General features: G+C 45.3%; 14 protein-coding genes. 7 read left to right on the top strand and 7 right to left on the bottom strand.

Annotated elements, in window-relative coordinates; genetic code table 11:
• Window positions 1–135: 135 nt before the first annotated feature.
• On the bottom strand, window positions 136–1026 hold the full coding sequence (locus tag EKN16_RS20355; RefSeq protein WP_125661405.1) for a helix-turn-helix domain-containing protein: 891 nt from the start codon (window positions 1024–1026) through the stop codon (window positions 136–138).
• 563 nt (window positions 1027–1589) lie between these two features.
• Here EKN16_RS20355 and EKN16_RS20345 point away from each other — a divergent pair.
• Together EKN16_RS20345 and EKN16_RS20340 are read left to right on the top strand one after the other, a co-directional pair.
• Window positions 1590–5471, top strand: coding sequence for a response regulator (locus EKN16_RS20345; RefSeq protein ID WP_164522904.1), 3882 nt, complete (start codon window positions 1590–1592; stop codon window positions 5469–5471).
• A 100-nt stretch (window positions 5472–5571) separates the two neighbouring features.
• On the top strand, window positions 5572–6300 hold the full coding sequence (locus EKN16_RS20340; RefSeq protein WP_125661396.1) for a response regulator transcription factor: 729 nt from the start codon (window positions 5572–5574) through the stop codon (window positions 6298–6300).
• Between the two features lie 112 nt (window positions 6301–6412).
• Here the strand turns inward: EKN16_RS20340 and EKN16_RS20335 are convergent, their stop codons facing one another.
• The 4 genes from EKN16_RS20335 to EKN16_RS20320 form a co-directional block, all read right to left on the bottom strand.
• Window positions 6413–6631, bottom strand: a complete 219-nt coding sequence (locus EKN16_RS20335) for a hypothetical protein (RefSeq protein WP_125661393.1) — start codon at window positions 6629–6631, stop codon at window positions 6413–6415.
• 518 nt (window positions 6632–7149) lie between these two features.
• Complete coding sequence (locus EKN16_RS20330) at window positions 7150–7455, bottom strand: acetyl-CoA acetyltransferase (RefSeq protein WP_125661390.1); 306 nt, start codon at window positions 7453–7455, stop codon at window positions 7150–7152.
• 96 nt (window positions 7456–7551) lie between these two features.
• Entirely contained in the window at window positions 7552–9051 is a 1500-nt protein-coding gene (locus tag EKN16_RS20325) for a copper amine oxidase N-terminal domain-containing protein (protein WP_164522903.1), read from the bottom strand.
• A 16-nt stretch (window positions 9052–9067) separates the two neighbouring features.
• On the bottom strand, window positions 9068–10489 hold the full coding sequence (locus tag EKN16_RS20320; RefSeq protein WP_125661384.1) for an MBOAT family O-acyltransferase: 1422 nt from the start codon (window positions 10487–10489) through the stop codon (window positions 9068–9070).
• Between the two features lie 224 nt (window positions 10490–10713).
• On the opposite strand from EKN16_RS20320, the gene EKN16_RS20315 reads away from it, so the two are divergent.
• The 5 genes from EKN16_RS20315 to EKN16_RS20295 all read left to right on the top strand — a co-directional run bounded on the left by EKN16_RS20315 (window position 10714) and on the right by EKN16_RS20295 (window position 15499).
• Window positions 10714–12315: a spore germination protein gene (locus EKN16_RS20315; protein WP_125661381.1), complete on the top strand. Its 1602-nt coding sequence runs from the start codon at window positions 10714–10716 to the stop codon at window positions 12313–12315.
• A 5-nt stretch (window positions 12316–12320) separates the two neighbouring features.
• Window positions 12321–13520 (top strand): Ger(x)C family spore germination protein, encoded by a 1200-nt coding sequence (locus EKN16_RS20310; RefSeq protein WP_125661378.1) that lies wholly within the window; start codon window positions 12321–12323, stop codon window positions 13518–13520.
• Complete coding sequence (locus tag EKN16_RS20305; RefSeq protein ID WP_125661375.1) at window positions 13517–13735, top strand: hypothetical protein; 219 nt, start codon at window positions 13517–13519, stop codon at window positions 13733–13735. The genes EKN16_RS20310 and EKN16_RS20305 overlap by 4 nt, the downstream gene beginning before the upstream one ends.
• Window positions 13736–13754: 19 nt before the next feature.
• Window positions 13755–14891: a GerAB/ArcD/ProY family transporter gene (locus EKN16_RS20300; RefSeq protein ID WP_125661372.1), complete on the top strand. Its 1137-nt coding sequence runs from the start codon at window positions 13755–13757 to the stop codon at window positions 14889–14891.
• A 215-nt stretch (window positions 14892–15106) separates the two neighbouring features.
• Window positions 15107–15499, top strand: a complete 393-nt coding sequence (locus tag EKN16_RS20295; RefSeq protein ID WP_125661369.1) for a hypothetical protein — start codon at window positions 15107–15109, stop codon at window positions 15497–15499.
• A gap of 801 nt (window positions 15500–16300) precedes the next feature.
• Here the strand turns inward: EKN16_RS20295 and EKN16_RS20285 are convergent.
• The gene (locus EKN16_RS20285) at window positions 16301–16954 is read right to left on the bottom strand and encodes an NUDIX hydrolase (RefSeq protein ID WP_232015873.1); all 654 of its coding nucleotides are present in this window, start codon (window positions 16952–16954) and stop codon (window positions 16301–16303) included.
• Between the two features lies 1 nt (window position 16955).
• Window positions 16956–17453, bottom strand: coding sequence for a large-conductance mechanosensitive channel protein MscL (gene mscL, locus EKN16_RS20280; protein ID WP_125661364.1), 498 nt, complete (start codon window positions 17451–17453; stop codon window positions 16956–16958).
• Between the last annotated feature and the right edge of the window lie 175 nt (window positions 17454–17628).

Below are 17628 nucleotides of genomic sequence, written 5' to 3'. Positions count from 1 at the left end.
CAGTACCCTCCATGGAGGGTACTGCCCCTTTTTGTATAGAAGGATATATATATCACCCTGAACAACAAAGTCGGCCATAACGCTCTGGACACCTTCATGGATAGAGATAATATTTCCTATTATGGGAAATTTATCTCAACTGCTATGAAGGGGCCAGATATCTTTGGGAGATACGTTTAACTCGCTGGCGATCAACTCAGCCGTCAATCGCTGAGGCTTGATTATTTTGCTATTGCGAAGCTTGGAGATGGTTTGAAGCGATATTCCAGTAGCCTCAGCTAATTGTTGGGCGGTCATATGATTACGGGCCATGAGAATCTTTAAGGAAACGGAAGGGTCAACTCGCTCCATGACGGTCTGGATATCTGTCACGACAAATCCATAATTCTTTAGGCTGCCATCAGCGTAATAGAAGGGACAGAAGGTGATATGAAGCTCAAGCTGTGTCATATTCGCCAGTTTCTTTGTGTGGACCACGAAGTGATCTGCCTGCTTTCGTAGGACAGCCTGTTCAAGAATTCGATTCAGACGATCCTTATCGTCCTCAATCAAGAAATCAAAGAACGATTGATCTTCGACCTGAAGCTCATCATCGATCAGCGAGTTAAAGTCATTTTGCAAATAACGTTCAATGATGTTATCTTTGCTGACTAGCCCGGATAGGAGCACTTTCCTCGATTTACCCATCATTTCAATCCATGTTTTTGCGGTTATGTCCTCTCCAATTAGCAGAAAGGTCGATTCCTCTTTGTTTACAATAGGCTCCCAGGTTAAGCGAATACGGAGGGATCGATTAATTTTGAGCTGAAGTAAAAAGGAACCAGCTCGAGCGTGACCGCTGCCGATCTGAGTATGCCAAGCGGAGAACAAAACGATAGGCGATGTGACGAGCAGCTCTTTCTCCGAATAACCGACGAGCTTCATAAAAGCATCGTTGATGCGGATAAAGCGCATTTTCTCTTCCATACCTGCGATAATAGCCATTGGAGATTGAAATGCACGAAAAATTGTATCATAAATAGTCATTTAAAAAAACACACCTCTTCAGTCTGTACCCGTTGTATTAAGAGTATAGAAAAATTAATAAATAGTTTCAATTGGTTAATTTTTTAAAGTTATGTACATGAAGGGCTTCTAAAGGTAGATATAGTTGCAGAAACCTTAGAATCTAGTCGAAAAGGCACAGTTAAAAGCACTTTATAGTTTCATTCTTTTGTCTCATACTGAGTATAGAGGAACTAGATTAGCTATTCATGAGAGGGAAGAGAAATGAAAATATGCATGATTGACGGCTGTGATAAAAGTACAAAGGCCAAGGGCATGTGCTCGATGCACCATCAACGTTGGCGTAGGCACGGTGATCCTTGTTTCATCAAGGTTCGACAATCCGGACATCCAATCAGTTGCCAGTGGATCAAATGTGAGCGGATAGCGATTAGTAAGGGATATTGTGCCAAGCATTATTACATACAACGCAATATTGGATTGGAAGAGAAGCATTCAGCTTCTATTGACTAGGGCATATCTATGAAGCACCTCCAAAGGACGGTATAATGGAGTAAAACTTTCCATTGTTGGGGGATAAACGTTTGAGGACTATTTCGCTTCGTACAAAAGTGCTCCTTCTCGTTGTTCTAATCACCTCTGTTCCTTTGTGCTTGGTAGGACATGGTAATTATACGGCCGCTAGGCAGACGATCATAGATGCTCTTATCGATAAGTCGTACACCAAAGTGCAGGACTCAGCTGATCATTTATCCGCTTGGGTAGCTGCTCGCCGCTCTGCAATCGAAATCATGAGTCGGACCGATAAAGTACGGTTGAAATCTGCTCAAGAACGATGGAGTTATTTCTCCAAGGAGACAACTCGTACAGACTCGGATTTTACAACAATCGGGTTTGTTGACCCGGATGGAATTGCCAGACTTAGCGATGGATCAATCATTGATATTCACAGAGAACCTTCCTTCTCCACTGTGATGAGTGGACAAACGTTCGTCTCTGATCCGTTCATTAGAAGATCAACGCATATTTTTATTATTGATGTTCCTGTATTTGATGAATACGATCAAGTTGTAGGTGCGATTGAGGCCGCTATATTGACAGAGCGGCTCTATCGCGATTTTTTGAATTTTCAAGTGGAATCGGCAGATTCCTCTTTTTTATATACCGATAATGGTCTCATCGTAGCGCGTCCGAACGAGAATAATGCTCAGCAGCAGCGTTATCTTACAGCGGGAGAACTTCCTGATTCTATTACAGCAGGCATGCTTACAGAGAACAAGGGCTACAGCAAAATGAAGGAAGCAGCAGGCGAATCATTCGTATTCCACGCAAAGGTGGAGGGGACTTCTTGGCATATCGCATTGAAGGTTCCTGTTCGCGAAATGGAGCGACCGCTTATTCCTATTCTGTGGCGGACGATACTAACGATCATCGCTGCAGAACTCATAATCATTCTATTGTTTTTCTTATACTCCAGTTATCTTGTAAAGCGAATCAAGCAAATTCTAGTGGTTACTGAAGCGGCCTCAGCGGGGAACTTTAATACCGGTACGCTTATGATTGAGCACAAAGGCCATGATGAGCTCGCAAAGCTGTCTCATTCCGTGAATGAGATGAGCATTCGATTAGGGGATACGTTCAGCCGTATGGATGCGATCATTAATCAGAACCAGTTTGCGTATATCGTGCTTGATGCGGAATACCGCGTTATTTATTTCAGTCAGTCAGCAGAGAGGATGCTTGGCTATTCTGCCGAAGAGGTTCTTCATCGAGCATCGGGTACACTCTTTATTGATCCGGAAGATCTGAGAAAAGAAGCGGAGCTGCTAAGTCAGCGGCTTGGCTATTATGTGCCGCCGGATGATTCTGTCTTCAAGGCTTTACGGGTTGAGAATTTCAGCTATGAGCGGGAATGGAACTTTCAACGTAAGGATGGATCTCGTATTCCAGTCTTCTTTAGCTCCAATGGGATCCGTGATGCAGAGGGACGATTTATCGGTGTAACGGGTATGGCTCGTGATAATACGATGCAAAAGCAGGCGGAGAAGGCCCGATATCAACAGCTGGAGGTTATGGGAGCGGCCAAGGATTTGATTGCTTCTTTCAATGAATGGGGGCAGCTGCTCTATTTGAATCCCGCAGGGCGAGCACTGCTTGGCATCCCGGAGGGAAGCAAGGACCATGATGCTGGGGAATACGCTGGTATGCTGCTTCCTAGACAAACAATTGATGAGCTGCTGGAAGGCATCGAGGATGCGAAGGAGCTTGGCTATCAAGAGAGTGAAGCAGGGTTAAGAACGATGCAGGGGGAGCTAGTGACGGTATCCAAAATTCTCGTCGTACACCGAGATGATCAGACGGGTGAGATGTTCTACTCCTGTATTGCAAGGGATATCACGGAGCAGAAAATTGCGCAGGCTGAGCTTGAGCTGGCGAAGCGGGAAGCGGAAGAGGCGAATATGGCGAAGAGTAGTTTCCTCGCTCGGATGAGCCATGAAATTCGCACACCGCTAGCTGGAATCATTGGATTGAGCGGACTTATGCAAAAGACGGAACTAACAGAGGTTCAGCAGGATTATCTCAACAAGACACGTGCTTCATCGGAAGCGCTTCTGCTGATCATCAACGATATCCTGGATTTTGCCAAAGCAGAAGCCGGTAAGATCCGATTGAATGAGGTCTCGTTTGACCCGATTGAAATGATCCATCGACTTACAGATCTGCTAACGGTATTCGTTGGCGGCAAGCAGCAGTTCGAATTCATTATTGAGACACCTAGCGATTTGCCTGAGCTGCTTATAGGTGATTCATTGAGGATCGAGCAGGTTCTTCTTAATCTATGTATTAATGCGATTAAATTTACCGAGCATGGCCATGTTAAGCTCACACTAAAATTGCTGGAAAATCAATTTTCGGGACAGGCACGAATAGCTTTTATTGTCGAAGATACGGGTAGGGGCATTTCCACAGTGCAGCTGGATAAGCTGTTTAAGCCGTTTGTTCAAGTGGATGCAGCGGCAAATCGTAAGTTTGGCGGAACAGGTCTTGGACTCGTTATTGTTAAGAGCTTAGTTGAAATGATGGGTGGCTATATCGAAGTCAGCAGTCAAGAAAAGGTAGGGAGCAAGTTCACCTTTACGTTAGAGCTTGCTGTAGAGGCTCCGGCAAGGCTAAATCGTTTCCTCATTGCCCGTAACCTAGAAATGGCGGTATGGGTGCTTGAAGATAGCCCGCTCCTTGGGGACTGCTTATGTACGGAGCTTGAGGATATGGGACTTTCAACGATCAGACTTCACTCATGGAAGAGTACGAAGGAAAGATTAACCCGGGCAGGCATCGGGGGGCGCCCCGATGTTTTACTGCTTGATTTTGAGATGGCAGATATGTTCGGTGAAGAGACCTGGCTGGACCTTCATCATCAAGCGAAGCAAGCGAATGTTCAGACGATAGCATTAACCACGACGTATGGCCGAGAAGAGCTGCTCAAGCTATCCACGGCCGACAGGCCGGATGCTATTCTCGTAAAGCCGGTAAGTCGGCTTAGCTTATATCAGGCGTTGATAGCGATTATGGATCGAGCGGGTGATCATACTAGCAGCGTTAGGGAGACAACGTCAGCCGTTCAGCTGCCAAGGTCGATTAAGGGTACGATTCTACTTGCAGAGGATAATAAGATTAATCAGCTGGTTGCAATGGAGCACTTACGAGAGTGGGGCTTTACGGTGGAGGTCGTTGAGAGTGGTCTGCAAGTGCTCGATAAGCTGAATGAGCGCAACTGGGATCTGATTCTGATGGATATTCATATGCCAGAGATGGACGGGGACGAAGCAACACGGATCATTAGGACCGATTCCAAGTATGACCGAATGCCAATTATAGCCCTAACTGCGAATATTATAAGCGAAGACCATGAGCGTTATATTCGTCTTGGTATGAATGATGTATTAACGAAGCCGATCGAGCCGGAGCTTATGCTTGAAGTCATCAGCAAGTGGCTGCGTAAGGGCGGAGATCATCGAATCAAATCGAGCAAGGATAAAGAGGCAGCGCGTGAAGCCTATGAGCCCATTAAGTCGCATGAGAATGATTTATACCTCATGGTTCCTGGAATGGATGCAGCGGCTGCGTTAGAGCGGGTCAACGGTAAACGCGATATCCTGAATCATATGATAAAGCTATTTGTACGTGAATACGCCGATTTCGACAAACGTCTGCAGCATGCACTAGCTGGCAGTGATTATAGTCAGGCAAAGCGATTGACGCACACCCTCAAGGGTGTGGCAGGCAATCTCTCAGCTTCAGAGCTGGCCCTTGCAGCAGAGCAGTTAGAAGTACAACTGAGAATGCCGATAGAGAATTACGACGATGATGCCATTCGTACAGCTGCCAATCGCATACAGCTTGTCCTGGCACCGATGATTCATACTTTTCTAACAGAAGAGACAAGTTTCGACAGCGATTCCTAACATTTTTCTAACAATCTATTGTTGACTAGCCCTGCCTATTGTATATTGAGAGTAACAAGCCCAGAAGGTCAAATCTTCGATTCCATCGTGAGGTGAATCAATGTACAAATTATTGATTGTTGAAGATGATGTCATGATGAGCGATATGCTGTCGATGTACTTGTCGGAAGAAGGCTACGAGGTGCGGCAAGCGCTCACCGGAGAGAGCGGTTTAGAATTGCTCGAACAGTTCGTTCCAGATTTATTACTATTGGATCTTATACTTCCAGATTGGGACGGAACAGAACTGTGCGCCAAGATCAGGCAGACATCCAACCTACCTATCATGATCGTATCGATGAAACAAGAGGTGTCCGAACGTATTCAGGCTTTGCGCGCGGGTGCTGACGACTATTTATGTAAGCCTTTTAGTATGCATGAGCTGAGTGCCCGTGCGGCAGCGCTCATACGTAGGACTATTTTGATGCAGCCTGTTGCTACTTTAAGCAGCAAAGAGAGCGGCACTGGGCAAACGGGTAACAGCGAACGAATAGAGCTGCCCATCCAGCTGGATACCGAACGGAGATTACTGCTTGTTCACGGGACCCTTGTAGTAACGACATTCTCAGAGTTTGAGCTTATGAAGCTATTCTTGAATCATCCAGGTAAAGTGTTCAGTCGTGAAGACCTCATTAATGCGATTCGCGGATTTGATTCTTTTGTAACCGATCGTGCCATTGATGTACATATCGTGAATCTTCGCCGCAAGGTGGAGAAGAATCCGAAGGAGCCCAAATATATCCGAACCGTTTGGGGTGTTGGGTATAAATATATGACGGATTCCGATTAATGAAATTTGTTATACACCGTAGAAAACCTCCGCAGCATGTTCATCTAATACGAAAGCGGCTGTCTACCTCCCCAATCCAGAACGGATTGGAAAGGAAGACAGCCGCTTTCGTTTAGCAGACTTCCAAATAAAGCTTGGTGCCGTCTTTATATTGTAATATAGCCACGTCTCGTATCATTTCGACGGACTTGATCCGCTTCCACTTTTTACGAAAATCAAAGTTGAATTCCATTTCCAGCAGCTTGCTATGAAGGAGATCAATATAGCTCATTTGCTCGGATGGATAGTGGACAGGTACGGAACGATTCTTAAAGGTGATGACCTTTGTCATTCTGTGCACCTCCATTTGTTTTGGTAAACTGATTGTAACTCAAATCCTTTAGTTCCTTATAAAGGTAGGGTAAGTGACATGTTTAGTTTGCTAATACTTTTTTAACATGTTAGTAAGGCTCAACACTGAAATAAGTGCTTGATAAATTCGAAGCATGATGCGCAGAAGGCCGCTGCGCGGACGGATCATTCTTACGATCGCTGTTGTCTCCCTATTTCTTGATTCTATCCCTTAGGGGTAGAAATAAGGAGACAAAGGCGAACGCTATCGCTTCTTCAGAATGATTCCGTCCGCTTCGCTTTGTACTTCGTGATGGCAAGCACTGATTATGGTTTAGAGCCTTTAATAATGTTTACTCTTTGCCCTGCAATTATCCATGCTTTCCAAGGTTTTCTTGAAGATATACTTCTAACTTACCCAACTTACCCAATCTATTCGTACCTGTATCAAAAAGAAAAAGCCGGTGACGCAAAGAGCGTCTACCGGCAGATTATGAAGCGAGCAGCAGATATGTGTCACTAGGTGTACAGAAGGGTAATGACTAGAAGTTCGTAAAGTACAAGTGGAATAATGGCACTGTTTGGATTGAAAAAAGCACGTCCGTCTCCCAAAACGGGCACGCAGTGCAGGTAAAGAAAACAACGATCTACATGTGTAATCATTCCTTCATATACGATGCCATCTACCGTTTCCACTCGGATGGCACGATGCATATGCCCGGCGCATAGCTCATGTAATTTCCTTCTCGTGTTATGAATAACGTTATTATGTCCAGCATCAGCCTGATAAATGATCGATGCTGGTATTGCTTTCTGCTCTGACAAGGGTACACCTCCCTATACAAACTCCTCTTGTACATCGTATGCAGGAGTATTGATTAGTAAGAACAATAAATGTTCAGATAATCAAACAGAAAAGCTTTATTGAATTAGGAAGCGAAAATTTTGCTCATTCACTTGCTCCTTCTTCACATTAAATCCAAGCATGCCAGCCAACTGGCCAATCGGTACTAATGTCTTACCGCCAATAAGCTCAGCTGGATAAGGCATATCGACGTTCTTATTATCAACCAAAGCCTGCTTGCTGGCGACTGTAACTTTAACAATATGGCCCTTTCGCTCCCACACAAGAGTTTTGGAAGCTTGATCCCATTTCATGGAAGCATTCAAAGCAGCTGCAGCCTCTTTGGCTGGCACGAATAGCTCATCGTCGCTCGGAATCGATTTACTGCTAAAGGTCAAATTTTTCTCTTGATCACCTTGCTGCAACCGCACTTGAACATTCTTCAGATTGCCTTTGGAATCGACAACGACGGTATCCACTTGGTCTTTAAGCTTGGCGACGAAGGATTCGGCATTTTGCTCCGTAACTCTATATTTATCATCGTCCCGGCCAATAGCTTCCGCAATCCATGTGTTGACGTCTTGATTGTGGTGAGACAGATCCTTGTACAAATCCAAATTATAAGTCCAATCCGATTCAGATTGAAAATCGTACACGCGTGTGTTGGCATGCGCATTGAATTGTTTGAACATCCAGGTCTTCATAGCGAGCTGATTGTCATACCGCTGAGCATTCGTATCTTTCCAAATGGACTGCCGCAATACACTGTAGGGCGGATAATAGAAGCTGAATTCAACATCCGGATATTCTTTTACGAGAGCTAGGATATGATCGTTGAAGTTCTTCTTGATAACGTCCAAAGGCTCCTCGTTTAAACCGAAGTAAGCTTCCTCCACCTTCGCTTTCTTATAAGCATTGAGAACATATTTTTTGCCAAAGGAGACTTGATGGCTCCAGTTATACAAGTAGTTAATGTTTTGCGGAGCCGTGCCATTAAGCTCTCTCATAATCCCCTTGAAGAACTGTTCATAGACGGAATAGTTAAACCAATATTTGTAGTCATTCCATAGCTTGTCATCATAAAGATAGGTTGGAAAAGGGCCAGCAGCTTCTTGATCGCCTGTCTTCAAGGAAAAATAATCAAGACCCCAGAGCACCTTCTTGACCTTCCCCGTTTTAAGAGCAAGGCTTGCGATTTTGAAATGCTCATCAGCTGTTGATCCACGTATGGAGAGCTTTAACGTATTGCCCCCAAGTGCCTTGTTCACTTCGGTAGGAATGAAATTCTCCGTCATTGAAGTTCCGATAATGATGGTGTCATATTCATAGTTTCGTGCAAGCCCTGGATTCTGGTAACGTTGTTCACTTGAGAACACAGGTGAATACCAGGAAGCTTTATGGTAAAACTGCAGCGGATCGATAAACGAAGTGAGCATCGCGACTAAGACGGCAGTTAGGACTGCAAAGGTAGCAAAATAAGCGAGCATACGCCTACCTGCTCTAGCGGTAAATCGCGAGTTCGAGCTGGACGATTGCCGTTTCCGGTTCACGCCGGGTACGGATGAGGATGCTTGCAAAGCGTTCTCCCCCTTTCTAGAAATTAAAGTAGAGAAATGTACTAATACGGTTGAAGTAAAGCAGCGAGACAATAAATAGAATAGCGATGAACAGTGCCGTTCTCCAAGATGGGCGAAGCGCATTCATTCGCTCAGATGAATTGGAGGCGAAGACAACAATAGGAAGAAAGATCGCAATCAGTAGAATGCCCGGTGCCAATGTCTTAACCTCAGAGAGGCTTACACCCGCCATACCGGTCATTCCTTTCAATATACGAATGGCTTCTCCCCAATCCTTAGCCCGGAAGAATACCCAAGTGGCATTGATGAACATAAAGGTTACAAACCAAGCGACCCAGCGCGGCATGGTTAGACCAAGCTTGCCCCAGAACCTATGAATAACTTGTCCAAAGCCGTGCAGGAAGCCCCAGAATATGAACGTCCAGCCTGCTCCATGCCATAATCCGCCCAGCAGGAACGTAATGACGAGATTGCGCAGCATCTTGAATTCGCCATGGCGATTGCCACCGAGCGGTATGTAAATGTAATCACGCAGGAAACGGCTGAGTGTCATATGCCAGCGCCGCCAGAAATCTTGAATGCTAAGGGCTTTATACGGTGAGTTGAAATTCTGCGGCAGCTTAATGTTGAACAGCAGCGCAGCTCCAATTGCCATGTCCGTATATCCACTAAAGTCAAAATAAAGCTGGAAGGTATAGGAAAGCGAAGCGACCCAGCTATCCACGAAGTGGACGGCACCAGCGAATCCATCATTCGCATATTCGGCAAAGGTATCTGCGATAACGACTTTCTTAAACAAGCCGATGCAGAAAATGTAAATCCCTTTGGAGGCATTTTGCCAATTCCAAATTTTATTCCGTAATCGGTCGAATTGAGGCATCATTTCACTATGATGCAGAATAGGTCCTGCAATCAAATGGGGATAGAACGTAACGAAGAGCACGTAACTAACCACGTTGTACTCGCGCGCTTTACTTCGATACGCATCCACTAAGTAAGCAATTTGGGTAAAGGTGAAGAAGCTGATGCCCAGTGGAAGGATCAGTCCTAAGAGCGGGAAATCATGGCCAGTGATTTCGGATACATTCGTTAAGAAGAAATCAGCGTACTTGTAATAAGCAAGAAGCAATAGATTGCCGGTAATACCGATAACGAGCAGCGTCTTTCTCCTTCTAATACGTGCATGGCTCTGATGCTCAGTACTTTCATCAGAACTTGACCCAGCAGCTTGCAGAAGCCTGCCGACCGTGTAGTTGAAGGCAATGGAACCGAGCATAAGCGGTAGATAGCTAATATTCCACCAGCTGTAAAAGAATAAAGAGGATAAGGCCAGCCAACACTTCGCTGCAAAGACGAAGCGGAAGCGATTCAGCAGGAAATAAACGATAACAGTAATTGGCCAAAAAGCAAATATAAAGACGTATGAGTTAAACAGCATGAAAAACCGAACACTCCTTACAAGTTGAGGTTAACCATGAGTGCGTTCATGGCAGGGTTAGTTCGACACAATCCTTTTCAATTCTACTATAAGTGCCAGAAAAGGAGGTAATAAGATCATAACAGGTTTGTCATTTTTTATAAAACAATCCACAGATTTCAATCCATGTATGAAAAATTAGGCATGGTGGGAACATAAAGGCAAATAAAAGGACGAGGGTAACTATGTTCCTACTTAATTGGCTCAAAAAAAGGAAGGGCTATCAAACCGCTCCTTCTTCCCGGAGCAATCTATTCCGGCCTCACAGCGATAGCATGCAGCTGCATGGAAAAGGGCTGGGCAAGATCGAACAGCAGCTGGAGCTTCTGCAAAAGCATCTTGTGAATAGCTCTGATGTTGTGTACCACAGATTCAATGCGGGCCCTCAGCTTGCATGTGCTGTTGTATATATCAAGGGAATGATAGACCAAAAGGCTATGCAGCTGAGTGTTCTGAATGTGCTCCATGCCTTTGATCATTCTCTGCCAGCGAATGAATTCGTCAAGAACTTTTTCGACAATAAGGCTCTGCCTATCGCTCAACAAAACGTACATCATTCCATCGAAGGCGCTTTACGTACGATTCTGAATGGAAATGTCGTACTGCTTATTGATGGAGAAGTAAGAATGCTTCAACTCTCGCTTGTCTCATTTGAGAAGAGGGCTATTGATGAGGCGCCCAATGAAGCCGTTATCCGCGGTCCCCGTGAAGCGTTCATAGAGAATCTGGAAACCAATATCAGCTTATTGCGCAGACGGTTGAAAACCCCTTCGCTTAAGATCGAGATGCTGCAATTAGGAAGGTTAACCTGTACGTCTGTGGCGATCGCTTATTTGCATGGGACATGCAAGCCTCAATTATTAGACGATGTAAAGAAGCGTTTGTTGCAAATCGATATAGATGCCATTCTCGGATCGAGTTATGTGGAGGAGCAGATCGAGGATAATCCATACTCTCCGTTTCCTCAATTACAGAGTACGGAAAGACCCGATGTGGTTTGCGCTGCTTTACTTGAAGGCCGCGTTGCTATCATGGTGGATGGCGATCCGATTGCCATTATTGCTCCCACAACTCTCTTCATGCTCATGCAGGCTGCGGAAGATTATTACCAGCGGTATATTGCAGCAAGCTGGATTCGATTGGTCCGGTTTCTCTTTCTCTTCGTGTCGCTGCTGCTGCCTTCCGTTTATGTGGCCATTACCACCTTCCACCCTGATATGATTCCAGATAATCTACTCATTACAGTAGCGTCATCCCGGGAAGCTGTGCCATTTCCTGCTTTAGTGGAAGCATTTATGATGGAGATTTCTTTCGAGGCACTTCGCGAAGCCACAATAAGAATCCCTAAGGCAGTCGGGCAGTCGGTGTCCATCATTGGGGCGCTAATCATTGGTACTGCAGCGGTTGAGGCCGGAATCGCATCGGCTGCGATGGTCATCATCGTATCTGTAACCGGAATCGCTTCCTTTATCATTCCTCACTTTGGACTAGGGCTTGCCTTCAGGCTGCTTCGGTTTCCGATCATGATTATGGCTGGGCTATTCGGCCTATTCGGAATTGCCTGTGCGATCATCTTGCTTTACCTTCATTTGGTGGAACTGCGTTCGTTTGGTACCCCCTATCTGACGCCATTGACTCCGTTAAAGCCAAGTGATCTTAAGGATACGTTCATAAGGGCACCGTGGTGGGCGATTAAAACCCGTCCGTCCTTTAGCGGCGCAACCAAGCGTCGACAAGCGGCGGAACCACGCAAGTGGTCACAAACACCAGAGGAGGGAGGAGATTAAGTGCAATGAAATCTTCAAGCAAGCTTCTAATCTCTCTTCTTGCCTGTTTACCATTATGTCTACTGGGCGGCTGCTGGTCCTCGGTGGAGCTCAATGATAGAGCCTTTGCCCGTATTCTGGTCCTTGATTATCATGATACGGGTATTGAATTGACGCTGGGTTTCCCATTGCCCAGCCGTCTGAGCGCAGGAAAAGCAGGCAGTTCAGCAGGTGGACAATCTACTAAGCCCTTTACCTTTATTACGAAGACGGGAAAAGATATCGGGCAGGCCTACCGCAAAATTCAGGCTGATTTGCCCCGGGAAATAACGTTGGGGCAGCTGCGGTCTATAGTGATCAGCAAGAAGTTTGCGCAAAAAGGCATTAAACCGTTCGCCGATTTCTTGGCCCGAGAACCGGCTATTCATATCAATGGCAATTTATTTGTGATGAATGGAACGGCAAAGCAGCTTGCTGACATCTCCACTACCTTTGAGAAATTCCCGAGTGATATTCTATCTGATTTCTCGGAAGAGAATGAATCCATATCGATGACGATCAAAGATATGCTGATGGCCATTTTTAATGGAGGAGATATGGTTATGCCCATACTTGTTTTCGGAGAGGCGGGGGATGAGTCCGACAGTAAAGGTAATAATTGGTTAAGGGCAGGCGGTGCAGCGATCTTCAAGCAGGGTAAGATGGTGAGCACCTTAAATACAAAGGAATCTAGAGGCGCATTATGGATTCTGGGGCAAACAAAAGAAGCTGAATTTAACGTATCCTCACCAACAGATGGGAAAACAGTTAGTTTCTATGTTCAGCATGCCTCAACCAAAATAAAACCGATAATTAACGGAAAGCAAATTTCATTCCTGATTACGTGCAAAGCAAATGCCAATCTGCTCTCGACTGAATCGACGATGGATTTGACAGTCCAAAAGGACATGAAACTGCTTGAACAAAGGTTAGCAGACAAGCTTAAAGGACGTATTGGACAAGCATTTGCCAAATCCAAAACAGCAGAAAGTGATGTCTTTCAATTGGGTAACTACATCAAGTGGCGATATCCGCAAAAGTGGAAAGTAATCAAAAAGGATTGGAGAGCGTATTTCTCAGCCAAAGTCAGGGTCGATACAAAGATCGAAATGGTAATGAAGTGGACGGGCGCTGTACAGAATCCGGAATGGAACAGATTACTTCCTGATAAGGAGGCTGCAAAATGATTCCCATCGCCGCTATTTTCGGGTTGGTCGTCTATTTTGAATGGCTGTATTTACAAAGGAACAATCGAAAACGAAGAACCAAATGGCTTGTCATTGCAGTCGCTTGTTTCCTGACGCTCTGTATCGAAGTGATCTATCTATTTGACGAGAAGCTATCGTTAGGTATTCTTATTGACTCCATATTTAGTCCAATCCAGAAATTGTTGTTTGCTTGAACATGAAGGAGGGTTCACTTTGGGACGAATCACGCAGCTGCAGCTTTACATGCTTTTCTCCCAATTTCTTTTTTCCACCATCATTGGGTTCTTGATTAGTGCTCTTGTGAGAAATGCCGGATTTATGGTATGGGTTTCCGTTATATTGGGAAGTGTCTGTGGCTGTACCATCACCTATTTAGCTTATCGGCTAAGTCTAAGAAGATCTACGCGATCTTTTGGACAATACGGTCATGAAATCCTGGGCAAATGGATCCATTATCCTCTGATTACTCTACTCATATGCGCCAATATGTTTACGGCGGCTTTCATATTACGTCAATTAGTTGACTTTATCGTGCAAAACTACCTGCCGAAAACACCGGATTGGGCAGTTGCAGCTATATTTGGGTTATGCATTGTTCAGAGTGTACGTTCCGGGCCTGTAATGATATTCCGCAGCGCGCAGGGATTATTTTTCTTTAGCATCATTTCCGTGTTGGTGTTTCCGTTATTCACCGCAAGAGAAGTGAACGTTGACATGGCTGTTGCTTTTGTAACCAATTTCGATCTAGGAGGCACTTGGAACGGCATCCTAATCATTACGGCCTTGTTTGGAGAAATGGGTTTCATCATATACTTTTTTCCCTATTTCGTTCAGCCCGAAAAGATAATGAGATCGTTAGTATGGGCAGCATTCACTGCGGTGATCATCACCTTGGCCGTTATCATCACTACGATTTTACTGTTCGGTCCTGAGCTAACCGCTACTTTGGCCTCTCCTGCACTTGAGCTGGTCCGCTATATTCGAGCGGGGGCTTTTCTTGAAAATTTGGATCCTCTTCTGATTGTTTTCTGGTTATTCAGTATCTTTCTCAAAATAAGTTTATTTCTTCTTGTCTCCGTGCTTGGATTGACGCATACGCTCGGATTGAAAGACCATAAGCCTTTCGCTTATTTAATGGGGATGACGATGGTTTGTTTATCCTTGTTTATGTTTAAATCAGCTGCAATTGTAGAGAGAATTACGAATTACAGCGAAACGACCATACTCCTAATCACATGTACGGTGCCTGTCTTATATTTACTGGTAGATATTATTCGTTCACCGCGTAAGAAGGAAGAGCAGCAAGTGCAGCAGGGGCAGCAGGGGCAGACATCCATTAAGGGATCCTAGTTCTTCTTGTTCATCATGACGCTTTGAAAGGAGTACAAGTAACGGCATTCCACATGGGGATGCCGTATTTTGATAGGGATCAATATCCTTGGACGCAGCTGCCTATGTGGATTTCAAGAGACTCAGAACAAACATTTATCAGGTACTTCTTGTCCATTCGCCAGACCCCTCCTTTTCATAGATTAAGGTAAGATCGTTTGAAAGGAGGAAGATCAGTGTCAGCTAAATTAAAATTCAAGAACATCAAGGCTGCTCGCACTGGCCGTGCTCGTATCTCCAATACCTGTTGTAATCAGAAGGACCAGGCGGTAGAGGCTATGCAAGAAGCAGGTGCAGATCTATGTGATCTATTCTGTCAGCTCAAAAATGCCAATGTCGCAGCTAAACTAGTTCGTGCTATCCGCTGTAGAAACCGCAGAGGTGTTGAAGCGCTTATCGGCACCAACTGTAACGTCGTTACTTTTTTTCACCAAGGCAACAACTCCTGTGTCCGCATTAGCTGCGTATTCGGAGAGTGCTGTAACGTCCGCATTACGTTTGATATTTGCGTATCTGGCGGCCATTGTAACAACTTAAGCAATATAAACAACAATCACAATCATTGCTGAAACTAACTTCACTGCCTTGCCCCAAGCAAGCCGTCAACGCATGTAGCGTTGACGGCTTTTTGTGGAGTTAAGCTGCCTATGCTCGGATAGGAGTTTGAACGGATATAGGGTTTATGGCATAAACTGAGGTAATAAATAGAAGGCTGGGGGGAACGGTTATGCCCAATATACCTCGTTTTCCGGCGTCGCTCCTAGAGGAGCATAAACATTGGCATCATTCGCATCATCACAGCGATCCGTCTAAATTGCCAACGGGATACGGCACGGAGTTTTTACAGTTTCATCGACAGTATATAGCCAAGGCGCTGCAATGGTACTATCAGCAGGGCTATGATCCTAAGCTCGTCGCTCCATGGACGAACGTACCGGAAGAGATCCGGAATACTTCCTGTTACGATCAAGGAGCGGAGAATCGTATTCGCTTTAATCCACGTTCCTTTGCTTCAGCAGATGAGCTGGGACGGTTTCTTGAAAGCTCTAATGTACATGGCTGTATTCATCAAGAGGCAGCTCGAATTTATGGGGAAGGGGCATTGAATGATTTTGATTTCGCTCCACAAAGTACGATGTTCTATAATATCCATGGCTTGATAGATCAATGGTATCAGAATTGGGAGAGGGCGATGGGTTATCGCAGCCAAGGAAGCATCCTTGGTACACAAGTGAAAGCCTTTCGGGGTAGTAAGAGGAGCTGCGGTAGTAAACGCATGAGGGGCAAAGCCGCAGTAAATGTAGACAAGGGCAGCATGCGCAGGAGTCGGAAGCTGCCTGTAAGAGGCAGCTCCGCATCACGTTCACGGCTTACACGTGCTTCAGTAAAGCGCGGAACATCTCCGAATAGTAAGAGGAAGGCCTGGGGACAAAGTCCGAGGCCCTTACTATACAAGCAGTATGCTGCAGCTTCCCGTCTTGACCCGTTTCGACGCCCGCAGCTGTAACTTGCTGGAGCTTCCCTTCGAACAGCGCAATCATCGACTCAAGCTCTGCCTCATAGACACCAGCCACTTCCTCGACTTGCGGCTTTAAGGAAGTGAGGTCTCCCTCATAAACAAACCCGAACACGTCGCTGATCTCACGATCGATGAAAGGAATGCCTTGTGCGATGCCGGCTGATTCCTTTCTGGTTTCTCCAAACGGTAGAAGCTCGTTGAAGGAGATCTCGACACCAAGCTCTTCATGGACTTCTCTTGCCGCATCACGCATGGATTCACCCACTGCTAAGTGCCCGGCAGCTGTTATATCAAAGCAGCGAGGGAAGGTATCTTTATCCGCATGACGCAGCTGGAACATAACGAGCTTGCGAATATCCTCACGGCGAGCGAGCCAGCAGTGAAAGGAGCGGTGCCAATAGCCTTTGGCATGCACCTCACTGCGGCTTGCTGTGCCAGTTAATCGTCCCTCATCATCGTAGATGTCGAAGTATTCTTCTTCAATACGGGGAAGGTCCTTTTTCAAATTAAGCAAGGCCTCCTTCGATCTCCTCAGGTGCATCCTTTAAGTAAGAAGTGCAATGGCCGCAGCGTGTTGCTTTAATTGGAACCTTGGACAAGCAGTGAGGGCATTCTTTATCCGTTGGCGCTGCTGGCTCCGTCTCTTTGGCTTGGAACCGGCGGAGTGTGTTGGCGCCTTTAACCATAAGAAAGATACAAAATGCCACAATCGTAAAATCAAGGATCACATTGAGGAAGTTTCCGTATGCAATGACAACCTCAGAATTGGCACGTGCTTCTACAAGGGTCGAGGCATGTGCCTTTGTGGTGTCAGGTGAAATATTGATAAACATATCAGCAAGATTGACCTTGCCTAAAAGCCTGCTAATAGGAGGCATAATAATATCATTTACCATCGAAGTCACGATTTTGCCGAAGGCACCCCCGATAATAACTCCGACCGCTAGATCGAGTACATTACCGCGAACTGCAAACTCCTTAAACTCTTTTAATATTTTTACCATGAGTGAATCCTCTCCTTATTCGTCTATAACTCTAGTATACCTTAAGAATGTAGTACAGAGACAGAGGTAAGGCATTCCTGCTTAGATGGAATTTTCATGTCAAAGAAAAAAGGATTATATGGGAAAATGTCGAATTTATTGGAGTCATTACTAGAAAATTCTGTAATCGAGGATC

Source organism: Paenibacillus baekrokdamisoli, from assembly GCF_003945345.1.
Classification (GTDB): Bacteria; Bacillota; Bacilli; order Paenibacillales; family Paenibacillaceae; genus Paenibacillus_Z; species Paenibacillus_Z baekrokdamisoli.
The sequence above is the reverse complement of the archived record's forward strand: the minus strand, read 5'-3'. Positions and strand labels throughout refer to the sequence as shown.

Excerpts from the sequence above, each read along its gene's own strand:
- EKN16_RS20355 (WP_125661405.1), bottom strand. The coding sequence starts at position 1,026 with ATGACTATTTATGATACAATTTTTCGTGCATTTCAATCTCCAATGGCT.
- EKN16_RS20340 (WP_125661396.1), top strand. The coding sequence starts at position 5,572 with ATGTACAAATTATTGATTGTTGAAGATGATGTCATGATGAGCGATATG.
- EKN16_RS20335 (WP_125661393.1), bottom strand. The coding sequence starts at position 6,631 with ATGACAAAGGTCATCACCTTTAAGAATCGTTCCGTACCTGTCCACTAT.
- EKN16_RS20320 (WP_125661384.1), bottom strand. The coding sequence starts at position 10,489 with ATGCTGTTTAACTCATACGTCTTTATATTTGCTTTTTGGCCAATTACT.
- EKN16_RS20315 (WP_125661381.1), top strand. The coding sequence starts at position 10,714 with ATGTTCCTACTTAATTGGCTCAAAAAAAGGAAGGGCTATCAAACCGCT.
- EKN16_RS20310 (WP_125661378.1), top strand. The coding sequence starts at position 12,321 with ATGAAATCTTCAAGCAAGCTTCTAATCTCTCTTCTTGCCTGTTTACCA.
- EKN16_RS20305 (WP_125661375.1), top strand. The coding sequence starts at position 13,517 with ATGATTCCCATCGCCGCTATTTTCGGGTTGGTCGTCTATTTTGAATGG.
- mscL (WP_125661364.1), bottom strand. The coding sequence starts at position 17,453 with ATGGTAAAAATATTAAAAGAGTTTAAGGAGTTTGCAGTTCGCGGTAAT.